At 33.5% G+C, this 16,191-nt stretch carries 11 protein-coding genes and 1 rRNA gene; 1 reads left to right on the forward strand and 11 read right to left on the reverse strand.

The window, feature by feature from the left end; translation table 11 throughout:
- Positions 1–325: 325 nt before the first annotated feature.
- The 5 genes from pelG to G634_RS0113860 are packed head-to-tail and all read right to left on the reverse strand — an operon-like array spanning position 326 to position 8,057.
- Positions 326–1,768: an exopolysaccharide Pel transporter PelG gene (gene pelG / locus G634_RS19375; RefSeq protein ID WP_035800212.1), complete on the reverse strand. Its 1,443-nt coding sequence runs from the start codon at positions 1,766–1,768 to the stop codon at positions 326–328.
- Positions 1,768–3,204: a GT4 family glycosyltransferase PelF gene (gene pelF / locus G634_RS0113845; protein WP_026505781.1), complete on the reverse strand. Its 1,437-nt coding sequence runs from the start codon at positions 3,202–3,204 to the stop codon at positions 1,768–1,770. The genes pelG and pelF overlap by 1 nt, the downstream gene beginning before the upstream one ends.
- Before the next feature lie 14 nt (positions 3,205–3,218).
- Positions 3,219–5,084: a DUF2194 domain-containing protein gene (locus G634_RS19380; protein ID WP_051234030.1), complete on the reverse strand. Its 1,866-nt coding sequence runs from the start codon at positions 5,082–5,084 to the stop codon at positions 3,219–3,221.
- Positions 5,074–5,967, reverse strand: coding sequence for a hypothetical protein (locus G634_RS0113855; protein WP_026505782.1), 894 nt, complete (start codon positions 5,965–5,967; stop codon positions 5,074–5,076). Before G634_RS0113855 ends, G634_RS19380 begins: the two co-directional genes overlap by 11 nt.
- Positions 5,964–8,057 (reverse strand): DUF4118 domain-containing protein, encoded by a 2,094-nt coding sequence (locus G634_RS0113860; RefSeq protein WP_026505783.1) that lies wholly within the window; start codon positions 8,055–8,057, stop codon positions 5,964–5,966. The genes G634_RS0113855 and G634_RS0113860 overlap by 4 nt, the downstream gene beginning before the upstream one ends.
- 870 nt (positions 8,058–8,927) lie before the next feature.
- On the opposite strand from G634_RS0113860, the gene G634_RS0113865 reads away from it, so the two are divergent.
- A complete protein-coding gene (locus G634_RS0113865) occupies positions 8,928–11,318 on the forward strand; it encodes an EAL domain-containing protein (protein ID WP_026505784.1) in 2,391 nt (796 codons plus the stop codon).
- Between the two features lie 170 nt (positions 11,319–11,488).
- On the opposite strand, the gene G634_RS20510 is transcribed toward G634_RS0113865, so the two are convergent.
- The 6 genes from G634_RS20510 to G634_RS0113900 all read right to left on the reverse strand — a co-directional run.
- Positions 11,489–12,199 carry a hypothetical protein gene (locus G634_RS20510; protein WP_051234033.1) on the reverse strand — a complete coding sequence of 237 codons (711 nt, stop codon included), beginning with the start codon at positions 12,197–12,199 and terminating at the stop codon, positions 11,489–11,491.
- Positions 12,200–12,206: 7 nt separating this feature from the next.
- Positions 12,207–13,025, reverse strand: coding sequence for a metal ABC transporter permease (locus G634_RS0113875; RefSeq protein WP_026505785.1), 819 nt, complete (start codon positions 13,023–13,025; stop codon positions 12,207–12,209).
- On the reverse strand, positions 13,022–13,729 hold the full coding sequence (locus G634_RS0113880; protein ID WP_026505786.1) for a metal ABC transporter ATP-binding protein: 708 nt from the start codon (positions 13,727–13,729) through the stop codon (positions 13,022–13,024). The genes G634_RS0113875 and G634_RS0113880 overlap by 4 nt, the downstream gene beginning before the upstream one ends.
- 1 nt (position 13,730) lies before the next feature.
- The gene (locus G634_RS0113885) at positions 13,731–14,792 is read right to left on the reverse strand and encodes a metal ABC transporter substrate-binding protein (protein ID WP_026505787.1); all 1,062 of its coding nucleotides are present in this window, start codon (positions 14,790–14,792) and stop codon (positions 13,731–13,733) included.
- A gap of 542 nt (positions 14,793–15,334) precedes the next feature.
- Entirely contained in the window at positions 15,335–15,682 is a 348-nt protein-coding gene (locus G634_RS0113895; RefSeq protein WP_026505788.1) for a hypothetical protein, read from the reverse strand.
- A 253-nt stretch (positions 15,683–15,935) separates the two neighbouring features.
- Positions 15,936–16,191 (reverse strand): 23S ribosomal RNA (locus G634_RS0113900); the annotation flags it as partial.

The raw sequence follows: 16,191 nt of genomic DNA on the forward strand, positions 1-16,191 counted from the left end.
GTTTCGTGAGAACAAAAGTCAAGTGGCAAACTGGTCCAAGGCGAAGCCTTTTCAAATGGCCAGTTTGCGTAGTTTTTGGAACGCAGTGACAAAAATCTATAGGTTTTGTTTTCATCAAGTAAACTCAAAACTACGCATTATTACGTGTTCCAATAATAAATTGCACATAAAACAGGTTCTTGCTTCCATTTAGAAAGTCAAGAACCTGTTCGAATGCAAACTTATTCTTTGTGCCCACTATATTCTGTAACGATATTATTTGTCATCTTTATTTAGCTGTATTATTTTTCAGTAATTATTGTCAAAAGTCGCTCTTTTAAAATCTTCACACTCCCGTTTTTCTAAGAAGTCTAGAAAACACTCCTTTTACTTCCTTTGATCTAATAGGCTGCGATACCAGAAGATTTTCTAGTGCATTATTCAAAAATCGTCTAAGAAGAAGCAGTGAAGCTATTGTAAACAAGAAACTTCCCGCAAGAAATCCAATTCCATACCACTTTATTCCCATCATACTGCATAAAAGTGATGCAGCATTGCTAACAAGACAAAAGATTCCTGTACTAATCATTGCACTCTTATTATCTGAAAAATATAGCAAAATCAGCATCAGACAATTTCCCATCGCATAATAAGCATATCCGCAGCATAATATTCTATATATGCCAAGCATATCTTCAGTAAATCCAAGAGGAAGCGTTGGAAGTAGCATTGTACCCATAATAATAAAAATCATAGTTGCAAACACCTGCTTAATAAAAGTATAGGTAAGCTCTCTTATAAGCGTATTCTGCATCATAACCTTAGCCAGCTTGATATCAACAAGTGAGCCTCCGTCATTTAATAAACTAATAAAGTTCTTATAAGTTGGATAAAACTCTACCTCAATCGAAGTAACAAAATTTATTGTTGTAATAAGAATAGATAAAAACGCAACAAGCGCAGATATATCATAAACCGGTGTTTCATAAAAAAGTCCCTGCACTATCTTATGAGATGTGGAAAACCACATAATAATGATATGACCAAATAATCCAAACTCAGTGAAAATTCCACTAAGTGCAAGTGTCGGATATTTATCAAACCACTCCAGAAAGCTTACGGAACTTCCTTCTCCTTTAGGGAAAAAATCTGTTAAAAGCACATAATACCAAACAGACATTATTGCATATCCGCAGCATACAGCAATAAGAAGTCCTGAAACAAACATTTCTTTTTCAAGCATAGTCATTAGTATCACAGCTACGATAAAGGTCGCTGCAACTGATGTGAAAAAAGCTACTAAAATTCCTCTATAATTCTTAATTGCCGTAAGATATGTTATCTCTGTCCATACTATTATCAACTCTCCAAACAACAAAAAACACAGCAGCATATTTACACCGCTTATTCCAGATTTCAACAAAAATGCGCCATATAATAATAATCCAATGACAAGTTCCAGATTAATGCTTCCAATAAAAGAAGGCATTATCTTAGACAACTTGTTCATATATATCATATCAGCTGTATATCTGGTTGTTATCATAGCAAAAAGATTGTTAATCAAAAGAGAAGCTATAAGTGTGTATGTTACCATTACATTTAATAGCCTTAGGTCTTGATGACTTGCACCAGCCTTTTCGCCTATAATACGAATTCCAAGAAGCATCATAATGCCCAAAATAGTTGGACCAGTACAGACAATTCCTGAATATCCATATGCTTTTAGCTTTGCTATTAATCCTTTTTTCTGAAAAGCTTTTTTTAATTCAAATCCTATTCCTGCCATCAGATATTCCTTCCTTGTTCATACATCTTTCCTGTATTCATAACCTGCTGATAAATCTCTCTATATTGTGAGATGCTCATTTTTTGGGTATAAAAAGCTTTAGCACGCTTCCTTGCATTTTCACCCATTTTTTTACACAAGCCAGGATTTGTTGCAAGTGTTGCCATTGCGTCTGCCAAAAGATCTTTATGCATTGGCGGAACACACAATCCAGCTTCCCCAAATCCATCATTTGCACTTATAAGTTCCCTGCAGCATCCAACATCAGTTGTTACTACAGCTCTTTTGGCTGCGAACGACTCTAAAACAGACAATGGCTGTCCTTCTGATATACTTGTAAGAATTGTAAAATCAAACTTTGGAAGATATTCTCTAACATTTACAACACCTGTAAAAATAATATCTTTAATTCCTAACTGATCCACTAATAATCTACACTCTTTGTTATATTCCTTATCATCAACATCGCCCAAAATATAAAGCCTTGCATTAGGAACTCTAATTTTTAATTCGGCAAAAGCATATATCATAGTCTTGATATCTTTTATCCTAGCTATTCTAACTACTGCACCGATATCTACAAATCCGTTATCTTCTTTATCTTCAATATCACAGAAATTTTCGTAGTTTATTCCATTTGGCACAACTTGAGTTTTTGCAAGATCACATCCAATTTCTCCCTGGATTTTCCTTGCTCCATTGAAAAGAGAAGTTACAACATCGGCATGTCTATATGCACAGGATGAAAAATTGTAGAATAAATCTATCCACTGCTGTCTCATAAACGGAAGAACCCACTCTGCTCTAAGAAGTTCTTCTTCTCGCTCTCTTGTATAAATACCATGTTCTGTTACAATAAGCGGACTCTTATACTTCCATTTTCCAAGGCTTCCCAGAATTCCACCATATCCGGTAGATGTACAGTGATATATATCAGCCTTAGGTATGTCTCCAGTCATAAGGTAAAGCTCTGGAAGAAGCATCGACCTTACATTGAAAAAATAATCCGAAAACGCAGTGTATGGACTATTATCTTCGCATTGTTTCATTAATATCTGCAAAAACTCTGAACTCATAAGAAGCGAAGCAGGATTAACTTCCTTATTTTGAAACATATCAAACAAAACATCAAAATCACATTCTTTTCCAGAAAAAAGATTTCTAACTTCAAGCTTCTGTGTTGGTGTAAGCTTCATTTTCCGTATTTGTCGTTTACTTGCAGTTGTATTTACAGCACTATCTAAAAACACCTCATGAACTTCTACAACATTTTCAGGAAGTTTAAATTTAAACTTTCCCCTCTGCTTTTCATTAGCTCCAATGCACCAAAGGACAAATTCAACATCAGGCATTGCCTCTATGTAATGATGGGTCCAACTGGAAACTCCACCATATACATAAGGGTAACAACCTTCTAATATAAAACAAACTCTCAAGGCTAATCCCTTCCTTATTCATAATCGAACACAATATGATCTTTTGTCGCATGAACCAAATAAAGTCCATCACCAAGTTCTTCTACATCACATCCTGTTGTTTTCTTAAGTTTTCCTTCGTTAACACGCATAATAAACCATGCTTCTTCGCTAAAACCACCAAGATAGACGTTTAGTTTTCCGTCTTCATATTCACGTTTTACAGAAATATGATGATATACATCAGTTGCCATACCTATTCCGCTACCTGTAACCTCACGAAGATTTGGAGCTGCATTATGCACATACTTCAAATACTGTTCGAAATTTTGAACCATGTTCTTCCATCCAAGCTCAGCACCTCTATCTGGATCAAGTACGTCATCAGGATGAAGGAAATGTGATTGAACAAAGTGGTAATTAAGCTCTGCAAATGTACTTAAATACTGATATTCATCTATATTACAACCTGAAGCAATTCTTGGTGTATCAATAATCCCATTATTCTCAACTGTAAATTCCTGAACAAGCGCTTCATTATCTCCACTTGGAAGATATGTACTAGCAATTATCCTTATATTAGGAGCAGCTTTAAGAAGTGCTTTTTTGCCTGATTCAGACATAATATTGGACGGTGGAACATATACTGTAGGAGTTTCCTCGGGAAAAAGATTCATTACAAATGAATTAAGCTCACCAACTGCCTTTTCCATATCTTTAGAAGATGGCCATAACTGATATGCACCATATTGCATATAATCATCTTTGCCTTTGAGACAAAGCGGCTGATGATTATACCCATGCAAACCAATTTCACCATGATTATTTAGAAGCATTGTTCCAAAACTAATGAATCGTGCAGTCGTTTCATTACGCGGAAACTCTCCTGTTACATCATCTGTATAATGTTCAATTACTACACCTGTATGCTTTATCTTATATCTTTTTTCCCAATCTAAAATCTGTGGCCACCATACAGATTTATAGAATGCCGCAGTATCAATGCCATAGTCACGCATAATATAACTGCTATCTCCCTCTGGTATAGGTGATGGAAAGTCATCCAGATAGTACGCGGATGCGTTAATAACAGGATAAATCGATATATCATCCAAAAGCGAATATGATAAGCAATAAAATGCTCTTTGAAACTTTCCTGACAAGGTATCATTCAAGAAAGCAACTCTTCCATTTCCATAATTGTAAGTCCACAAAATAGGCACAGTTTCATCAAGTGATGTAACATAACAATCCGCTTTGCTGCTTAAATCAACATCAATAGAAATTTTCATCGAATCATTACTATCTATATCAAAAGGGAATGAGTTTTTTTCTTTAATTCCTATCATACCCTTCTGGATTTTTAAACCTCTTACACTGGCATAACTGGTATAGCTTTCGATTCCCATTACTTTCGAAAGTTTTCTAAATACATCTCCTTGTGTTGGCGTCATGGCGTTCATGAAATGTCCACCATTTTTTATCCACTTTCCAAGTTCTTCCTCGTGTCCTAAGATTTTGTCCCAATCTTCAAAAGAAAATATAATCGTTGAATAATTAGAAATCTCATTCCATTTAATATCTTCTGCATGACATTTCGTATATCCAACTTCCATATCACCTAACACAATTTTCATCTCGTCAGATATTTTTCTAATATACAAATCGGATTCATCTGTAACAAGCAGACATTTTTTATTATCTTCTACAGGATCAGAATATTCCAATTCTTTGATTTTCTTTGGTTTGCTGAAAAAAGCTTCTGTTAGCTGCACTCCTCTTCTTTCTACCAGAACAAGCATTGTAAATATAAAAAGTGCACTAATTGGAATTAAAATTCTCATCCAGCTATTGTGCCTATTTCTACCTGATTTACTTTTTAAAAAATCACTAAATCTCATATACCATGCCTTCCCAGAAACGGTACCATTCTTTTCCATTACTGGAAAGATATACATTCCTTTGTTCTATCATATCCAATATTTCTTTGATAAGCTTAGAATCATGCCTAGCTGCAGCATATTCTATATAAATTCTGTAAACAGATTCATCATCGCCCCATTTATTCTCTGCGCTTTTTATCATTTCGAGACATCCTTCATAATCTCTGGTTGCAATTTTAGTCTTTATAAACTCGAGTAAATACTCTTTGCTATCAGGATTGATCTTAACCAGCTTATCTAATACATTCTGCATTTTCTTCTGATAAATCGTCAGGATTTGTCCGGACAAAAATCCACTTTCCAAATACTTTCTCAAAGACAACATATAGTTTTCCAAAAACTGAGTATTATTACTATTTTCTTCTATTTTTTTCTCTAATAAGCTAATTTTTTTCTCAAAATCTTCCTGTACTAAAGTCATAGAAGTTGTAGCATAGTGCGAAATTTCCGTATCATCAGAAAGACTAGCCATTTCCAAAATATCGACATAATTATCAGGTTTGTTTCTAAGAACATCCATCATAAGAGTTCTCTTTATTTTTGAATCATTAAGAATTATAGCTTCTTCAAGAGGTATCGTCTGTTCAACATTTTTGTTATCAGGAAGAGATATCTTTTTGTAGCGAACATCTTCTATTTTAAAGCGGCTAACATCATCTTCTTCAATTTGCAATTTTTCTTTTGCCCCCGTGAACACCTGCACCATAACAATTGAAAAACCAACAAAAGGAACCAGCAAAACTATCGGAAACATATGCTCTTCAACATTTATCTTCTTATTTATGTGTAAAAAAATCACAGAAGCACATAATAAGGCATGAATTATTAAAAAATACATCATTGTGACAGCTCCCTTGCCTTTTCATATTTAATTCCCATCTCATCCATGCAGTTTGTTACACGCTTATAACCAAGTAAACCTGACTGCATAAGAAGCAAATACAACTCACCATTTTTTCCCAGTCCAAGCATATCATTTGCACGAATAATTCTTTCTAATTTTTCTGAAATATCCTTCAGATTTTCCTCACCGTTTTCAATCTTTAGAAGTGAATAATCAGCAAAACTCTTTTCGTACATCTTCTCATGAGCCTTTACAACCTCTGCAAATTCTTCATGTTTCAAAATCATTGTATCGCCCACATATTTAGATCTATCAGCTCGATCTTTCAATGCTTTTACAAGGAAGGAATTAACAAGATTTGATACAATAAACATCTTGTTAGCAAACTCAACACTCATTTCATCATTCTGGGCATGTTCAACCGTTATCATTCCAATAATATTTCCATTTTCTGCAATTGGCATTGCATACGCAGGATATTCTTTCAAACTTTCATTATTTATGAACATTTCTCCTTCTCTGAATTTCTCGAAACATTTGGAATATCTCTTTAAGTCCACTGATTTATTCAAAAATCCGCTTTCAGACTTTGAACATGCCACAAGTCTGGCAAAATTATTGTTTTCACCAATATAGTAAAGCGCTACTGAATTATTTCCTAAAATGTTTTCAAGTGACAAAATAGATTCATATGCAATTCTATCTGGCATCTGCACATCAAGATGACGTACAACCTGATAAATCTTGCCATAGCTATCCTGATATCCCAAAATCTGCTTGTTATAACGATTAGCACTATCTAATACTTCACTATAAGCATTATTTAAAAAGCTATACTTTTTTTCCAGTACTTCGTATTCTTCTCTGGTATTTCGAATTCTATCTTCATGCTTGTCTCTCTCATATCCGGTAACTGCACCAAGAAGGAAATATGCCGCAAAAGGCAACCAGTTAATTACATCAAACAAAATAAGCTGAAAACTGAATTTATCACCACTTGTTAATAAATATCCTATACTTGTAAGTGTCGCTGCAAAAAGTCCCGGGATCATTCCATTCATCGTTCCTATAATAAGAACTGCAATAAGTCTGAAATCCATGAACTGAAGAGAAATATTGTTCTTTATCTTCGCATTTAAATACTCTGCAATAAATGTTAGAACAAATGTTTCTACAGTTATTCTCACAATACTCTTAAACTTTTGGCTTATAGCAAATTTTTTTTTCTTTCTTACTTTTTCCTTATATGCTTTTTCAGAATTCTCGGCAATAACATTAAACTCATCAGCAAGTTTATGTTTAGGCTTCCATGAATAGTGCTTTTCTACAGTATCATCCGCAACCACGCAAGGAATTTCATCATCTTTTTCAACATATTCAAAACTAATTCCAGGAATAACTCTTGAAATATTTTCTTCAAGTTCAGAAATGCTGCAACTATATCCGCCCTCAACATTAGCAACAAACTTATTAGTAGAAGGAGGAGCATCTGCTATACGCGCTATAAGCTCACCTAAATCAGCATCATGTAAGAATGATGTTTCTGTTTCTTTCGGCACTCTAAATGTGATTTTTTTATTTTCAATACCATCTTTAAACCAATTTTCAAGCTGCCATTTATTCTCAGATGTTGAATATAAATATGGCACACGCAACAGACTTACATGCATATTTTCAGAAGCATTAGTCAAAAGAAGCTTTTCGCCCGTCTCCAATAAAAGTCGTCTACCTCTACTTTTATTCGTATCTTGCAATAATTCGCGCTTTGTATCATTTGATGCTACTACAAGGAAGTTTTTTACACGATTCTTTCTACTATAATAGATGTTTTGTTCAAGATTTTCTAATTCGTCAAAGAGCTGAACAGCTCCTCCGATGGCTTTGGAAATATAGATTGTCATATCAAAATTTCCAGATTGATAAATGTCATTAATATCCGAAACTATTTCAGGTTCATAGACCTTAATATGTTTCTTTCTTCTTAGGTTCTTACACTTTCCGTATACTACGCACCGATTTTCAGGCAAAAATTTGTCATAAAAATCAGAGGAAAGAGCAGATGTGTTTCCTACAAAAAAAATGTTCATTATTCAATTGACCCCACTAGCGTTATATATTCCGGCATTTAATTTACTTTTAATAGTCAAAACAAAAATACTCTAAATTTTTTAATAAGAAGTAAAGCTACCCAATCCTTACTTTTATCGTTATTTTGTTTAATCTCTTATAATGCCATTTATAGATTGTATTGGTTAATTACCAATTAGTCAATGTAAAAAAAATTCATTATTTTTAATCAAAACAGCGTTTTTAAATTTTTTTAATTCAATTGTAAAAAATCTTAAATTTCGTGTTATAATAACCTAGTGTGCATTAGAAACTATAGATTTTTGTTTTGAATATTTAGTAGATTAGTTTTACTGGCTTGTAATATTTCATGAGCAGAACTGTTTATAAACGTTGGTCTGGGGTTTAAAGGCATAAATAATGCCTTTAAATCTGCCTACGGCAGACGGCATAATTTAAAAGTGTTTAAATTATGCCGCATTTACTTAGGCGCTGTTTTTTAGCGCATTACGTACCACTACGTTTATAGTCAAGCGAAAGCGTGTCTGCGACGAAATATACAAACAGTAAAACGGACTATATTAAAACAATAAAGTATAGGTTATTGTTTTCATCAGGAAAATCAATAACCGTACCAGACCAAAATTTGTCGTTAAGACAAATTTTGTCCTGCGAAGCAGGATTCTTGCTGATGATTATCCTAAATCTCAGCAAGAAGTCATGACTTCTTGTCACTTATATTCAAAAACTCACATTTACTGCGAATTTCGTGAGAACAAAAGTCAATTGGCAAACTGATCCAAGAAAAAGCTTTTTTAATGCCCAGTTCGCGTAGTTTTTGAAACGCAGTGACATTTTTAAACTATTTTATAATACTTGAGGTATCCTAGATGATCACTTTTCTCACAAGCAGCTTTATAGAATATGATCCGCTTGAAACTAGTAACGATTCACGGAAAGAATATCGACTTATACATAGAAATGGCTTTTCTGCTCGTCTTCGAGAAGTATGGAAAGATAATTTAAATTTGTTATTTTTCTCAAGTGACCCTGATAATTATGCAATGTCCGATAATGCATGTGCAAAACTAATTGATGTATTAAATAGTGCCAATTTAACTACGGGAAATGTATCCGTCTATGATCACCGTTCAAAAGATTCTATTGATGAAGCTCTATCGCATACTGATGTTCTATTTCTAGCTGGAGGTCACGCTCCTACTCAGAACAGATTTATGAAAGAATGTCATTTGAGAAGTGCTTTGAAATCATTTGACGGAATTATAATTGCTTTAAGTGCCGGAAGTATGAATTGCTCTTCTGTAAGCTACATGATTCCAGAACTTGAAGGAGAAGCTACATCTCCACATTTTAACAATTTTCCCACAGGATTAGGACTTGTAAAATTTCAATTTATACCTCATAGCGAGTTTTTAAAGACTTTGGTGATTGATGGAAAGAATGTTTTGAAAGATTGCATTATGCCAGATAGCTTTTCACATTATTTCTTTCTCATCCCTGATGGAAGCTATATTCGTATTGAAAATGGAATAACTGAATTTTTTGGAAATGGCGAAGTTGTCTCTGAAGGAAGACTTCTTCCTTTAAAATCTGGAATAATTCCTCCTTCTATTTTGCGCACAAGAACCAGCATCTGGGATGGAATAATGTCTGAAGGCTATGACATTATTCTTTTAGCAGATATTATAACAGAAAAAATACAATTTTTTCATAATTCTATTCAATATGAAAGCGCTGCTATAACACCTGATACGATGGGACATTTTTCAGAATTCTGCGAAAGAATTTGCGAAAACTTTATTACGCCAGAAGAAAGAGAATTATTCATTAAATCAACTTCCATCTCTGAAGTATTATATCATTTACGAAAAAATAATGATTACACCGTTACTGTTCATTTTATGATTAATGGACAAAGAAGAGCAAAAATCTTCAGAGCTCATTTTTTGAACAACGATTCAAGGCACATTCTTTATACTTTTAAAGATATATCAAGTGCACTTGAACATGATTGGATGACGAATGAATATGCTAGAATTGGATTTCTAGATCAGGCTGAGAAGGTTATTAACAAACTTGACTACAAAGAAGAATACTCACTTGTCTATGCTAATATTTTTGGCTTCAAAGCAATTAATGATCTTTTTGGTCAGCACGGTGGTGATAAAGTAATCTTCTGGGAACGTGATATTTTAAAGAAACGCTTTAAACCTCTTTTGATGGGGCGTTCCGAAGCAGATCATTTCCTTCTTATCATCAATAACAATAATCTGACACCAGAAAATTTAAAAGCTATTTCGTCTCTTACATATGAAGATAACAATAAACGTTTTGTTTTCTCCATACACCTTGGAATCTATCCTATCACTGATCGAACCATTCCGATTGACAATATGCTTGATAGAGCAAAACTTGCAGAAAAAAGTATCCGTGATGATATACATCAAAAATTTGCATTATACACAAATGAAGTTCATCAGGATTATCTACATCAAAGAGTACTTATTTCTGATTTTCTTTCTGCAGTTAATGAATATCAATTTCAGATTTACTATCAACCCGTAATTGATATGAGAACTGATAAAATCTGTAGCGCGGAGGCTTTAATTAGATGGCATCATCCTGAATATGGAATGATTTCTCCATCCGAATTTATCCCTCTGTTCGAAAAAAACGGACATATTTCTGCGTTAGATTCGCTAATAGTGAACCAAGTTCGTGATTTTACTGAAGGCAGAATTGCTTCTGGAAAGAAAACCGTTCCCTGCGCAGTTAACCTTTCAAGAATAGATTTTTATGATACTAAGCTTCTTGAAAGCCTTATAGAACATGTGATGAATACACCATATCATCCAATTCCATTGAAAATTGAAGTTACAGAATCTGCTTATGCAAATTTAGAAAACAGTGCTATTAATTTTCTTGAAAACCTAAGAAATAATGGAATTCAGATTCTTCTTGATGATTTTGGAAGTGGCATGTCTTCACTTTCTACGCTAGAAACATTTGAATTCAATGTTGTAAAACTGGATATTGGTTTCATATCTAAGATTGGAAAAAATCAGAAATCAGAAGCAATAATAAGAGATACAATTCGCCTTGCACATGATTTGAACGCACAAGTCGTTGCTGAAGGTGTTGAAAATATCCAACAATGGAATTTCTTAAAAGAGGCAGATTGTGACATGGTTCAAGGATTCTTTAAGTATAGACCAATGCCGCAGCCAGAATTTTCTTCACTTCTAGACTCATTACTCTAGTGAAAACTTCGATGCTTTATCATCGACATTTTCACTCTTATTTACCTATAAGGAAAAGCCAATAGCTTTAATGATTTTAATTATCAACAAGTAAACCATTAAATCCATTGGCTTTTCTAGCATCAAATCCTTAATAAAGTAACTCTCAAACCTTTCATTAAGGATTTTATTTAGTCAGTAATTGGATCAATTCCAGCTTTATCCATTTTTTCTAAGCTCATTGTTTCAATATAGTAAAAATCCTGATTTTTCCCGTCACTCATATGACTTTTACCTTTTCTTAGAATGCCTATTATTTTAAGCCAAGACTGTTCTGATTCAATATCTTTTAAAGATTCATTCGTTTTAAACTCAAAATCAACATAACCTCCTGTGCAGTAAGGACATGTTGGTCCACTTCTTCCAATAAAATCATAATTACCAATTCTTATATATTTTCCCTCTATCTCAACAACTTTTCCTTCGTAATCTTTGAAATTGATATACCAGTCATTTATTTGCGTCATATAAAACTTATCTCCGACTTTAATATCAACTTTTTTATTCTTAAATAAGGCTCTATCTTTATCTATATCATAAGGATATTCGTCCACTATAACACTTGCTTCTTTTGCCTGATTTTGCAATGATGAAATCAAAGAATCTGTTGTTGCCACAGACGAACTATTATCTATACTATCAGTCTTCTGGGTACCATTACTACCAGAAAAGTTTTGCGAATAACCACCATTTTCAGTAGAATCTATTTGACTATTTACTGCCATATTTTCTTCTTTCGCGCTATTAACCACGTGAAAGCTATTTGATGGTCTAGCCTTAATAAAAATACATAGAAATATTACAAATACAATTACAATATAACACAGTATTTTATTTCTCATAATCCACTTACCTGCTCTCCCTCAACTTTTCAACTGTGTAGAATATAATGAACACAATAATATTCATAATTACAATACATGCCCCTGTTGGAACCGAATACTTATATGAAAAAACAAGTCCAATAATAAAACACATAATTGATAAAATCGCAGATAAAATGACAGTTGTCTTAAATCTTTTACAAACTCTCATCGAAGTTAACGAAGGAAAAACAATCAAACTTGAAATAAGTAAAGTTCCCATCATTCTCATTCCCAAAACAACCGTTATAGCCGTTAGCGTTGCTATAATCATATTATAAAAGTCAGCGTTAGTACCCGTTGCCAGTGCAAAGTTTTCATCAAAAGTCACTGCAAAAATTCTTTCATAAAATAATACATAGAGAATAAGAACTGATATTCCTAAACCTAGCGAAATATACATATCATTCACACTCATTGCAAGAATACTGCCAAACATATAGTTACAAACATCTGTATTCATACCAGTTGTAAGTGAAATTGTCATAACTCCAATTGCAAGAGCCCCACTGCACATAAGTGCAGTGGCGGCATCCCCTTTAATTTTTGAACTTTCTTTTATCTGTAAAAGAATAAATGCTGCAAAAATACAAATCGGAATAGAAACATATAACGGAGCTATTCCTAAAGGATAAGCTATTGCAAGTGCAGCAAATCCAACATGAGAAAGACCATCTCCTATCATTGAATATCTTTTAAGAACAAGACTTGTTCCAAGCAATGATGCACAAATTGATACTATAATACCAACTACAAAAGCTCTGACTAAAAAAGGATATGACATCATCTCTATAATTATATTCATATTGCCAATCCTCCTAAAAAATTAGTGCTAACTTCGCTTTTCAAATAATCCTCTTTTAGTCCAAAAAACTTTTGCTCTCCATTCAAATGAAGAATATGACTTGCTTCATTTAATGCACCCGGAATATCATGCGTAACCATCACAATAGTCATATTCTTTTTGTCATGGAACATCCTAATAAGCTCATACATATGTACCCCTATTATAGGATCAAGCCCAGTTACTGGTTCATCCAGTAGCAGAATTTTACTGCTAGCGCACAATGCCCTAGCCAGTAAAACTCTTTGCTGTTGTCCCCCAGATAACTCTCTATAACTTTTCTTCGATAAATCCGCAATTCCCAACAATTCCATATTTTCTTGAACCTTTTCTTTACACTCTTTTGTGTAAAACAAATGGTTTTTCAGCTTATTAAGACATCCAGACATAACCACTTCTTTAACATTTGCAGGAAAATCCTTTTGTGATATTGTTTGTTGCGGAAGATATCCTATTTCATTTGCTAATAATCCATCTCCATATTCTATTTTCCCTGACGATGATTTTTTTAGATGAAGAATTCCTTTAATCAGAGTGCTCTTTCCAGCGCCATTTTCACCAATGATGCACAAATAATCTCCCTGATTAACTTCAAATGACACTTTACTGACTACAGTTTTTCCAGTGTAAGAAAAACTAACATCATCGCACCTGATTAAACTCATTTTAATTCAAAGCCTCCTTCAAACTTTCTACATTTTCCTGCATGAGTGTCACATATGTTGCTCCATTATCCATATCTTGTTGACTAACATTATGAACAGCATTTAAAAGTAAAACTTTTGCACCAGTTTCTTCTGCTATAGCTTTTGACATTTGCTCACCTGATGTCGATAATTCTATGTGAAAAACAACCGGAATTTTGTCAGATTTAACCTTATCAATCAAAAATGCAATTGTCTTTGCTGATGGCTGTGTATCCGTAGAACAACCAGGAAATGCCGCATAATATTTCAAACCAAACTCATCACAAAAGTATCTGAAAGGAAATCTGTCTCCAACAATTATTTCTTTTCGCTTTGCATTCTTAATTACATCTTTAAACTGGTCATCAATGTTTTTTATCTTTTTTATATATCCTTCTGCATTTTGCCTATATTGATCTGCATTATCCTTATCTATAGAAACAATAGCATCACACATGTTCTTGACTATAGTCATTGAATTTGCCGGAGAAGTCCATACATGCTCATCATTCTCTACTTCTTCATTTTCCCCTTCATCCTGCTCTTTTTCTTCATGACTATCTGCATCCTTCTCAGAATCATCGTCTTCCTTTTCTTCTTCCATACCTTCAACTAACTCTTCTTCAACCAAATCAACCTGATCCATAAGCTTAAAAACTGTCATTTTGCTTGTGTCCATAGATTCTAGGACTCCATCAACCCATTCATCTGAATCTCCCCCCACATACACAAACAAATCGCAATTCTGTATTTTAATAATATCTTGCGGTGTAGGTTCAAAAGTATGACTTTCTGCACCAGGTTTTAGTAGCAATGTCACATCACCTTTATCACCTGTAATCTGCTTGGCGAAGTCGTACTCAGGGAAATTAGTACAAACAATTGAAATCGACTTTAAATCTTTTGCTACTCCATCTTTGCTCGCTCCTAGAACAGCTCCATTATCATTTGAATTATTTGCTGATTCAGAGTTTTTGCACCCACTTAAAACAATAGCTCCCAAAAGAATTGAAACTATAATTGACAATATTCTATTTTTCATATAAAGCCTCCAAATATATGCTTAGATTATTTGTCTATATATCCTAATGTTGTTAAAGTAAGTATTACTTCTTGCTGAGATTTATGATAATCATCAGCAAGAATCCTGCTTCGCAGGACAAAATTTCTCTTGACGACAAATTTTGGTCTGGTACGGTTCTTGATTTTCCTGATGAAAACAAGAACCTATATAATTTCAATAGATTGATTAGTGTAGAATTTTAATTTTCGTTTTTTATGTGCCTATTTATCTATTAGACATACCCTTTAACAACTTCAAACGTTCATTCCTATTCGATAATAAAGAATAACCACGCTCACTTTCAGTTGTTTTTATTACTGAAATCAGTGACAAATTACCTCTTACAATCTTTGAATAGAAATTAAAACCTATTAGAATATGAGAAATATTATGACAAACTAATCAATGTATTTTTCATTAAATTTGACAAAATACCGTATCCATATTTTGTCCTACAAGAAAAAATCCTTGCTGATGATTATCTTAAATCTCAGTAAGAAGTCATAAATATTTAGAATAGCTTAATTGTTCATTCGAACCTTTTGTTCAATTGGAGAAAGTGAATAAGAATAATTATTATCTCGACTTTTAGAAATAGATAATAATTCCAGAACTACATGCAATGCAATAACAGTGAAAGAAAGACCTGAGCCAATACGTGTAATTGCACTATTACACACTTCTATACAATTACATATTGGACAACTATCATCATTGCAATGATGTGTAGATTCAACAGAAATAAACAAAAAAGAGCAGAATACTGTAAGTAATATTATAGTAGCTAAAAATATAGAAATAGCAATTCTAATATTATTAGATTCACCATCATTACTTTTTCTAAAGGCTTTTGTAAATATACCTTTCACATTCTGCTCCTTTCATAATCTAGTCTATTGAAATCTTTAGAATTATAAGTCTAAAAACTACCTTTTGTCAACAGTTAGTTATATGCAACAAAAAATGCTTGTTTTGAAAATAATACTCAAACAAAACAAGTTCAAATACTATTCTCAAAACAAGCAGAATCATTTACTGTTAACTATCTATTTTAAAGCATAAAAAAATTGTTCTCTGAAAACCGAACACTGAAATTCTAAACTAATCAATCTATTTCCTATCTTGGTTAAGTCCTCGACCTATTAGTACATGTCAGCTGAGTGAATCTCTTCACTTACACCTCATGCCTATCAACCTTGTACTCTTCAAGGGGTCTTACCCATTTCTGGGGGATATCTCATCTTGAGGGGGGCTTCACGCTTAGATGCCTTCAGCGTTTATCCCTGCCAGACTTGGCTACCCTGCCTTATGCGATTGGCTTCGCAGCAGATACACCAGCGGTCCGTCCATCCCGGTCCTCTCGTACTAAGGACAGCTC

This window comes from Butyrivibrio sp. NC3005, assembly GCF_000424545.1.
Lineage (GTDB): Bacteria > Bacillota > Clostridia > Lachnospirales > Lachnospiraceae > Butyrivibrio.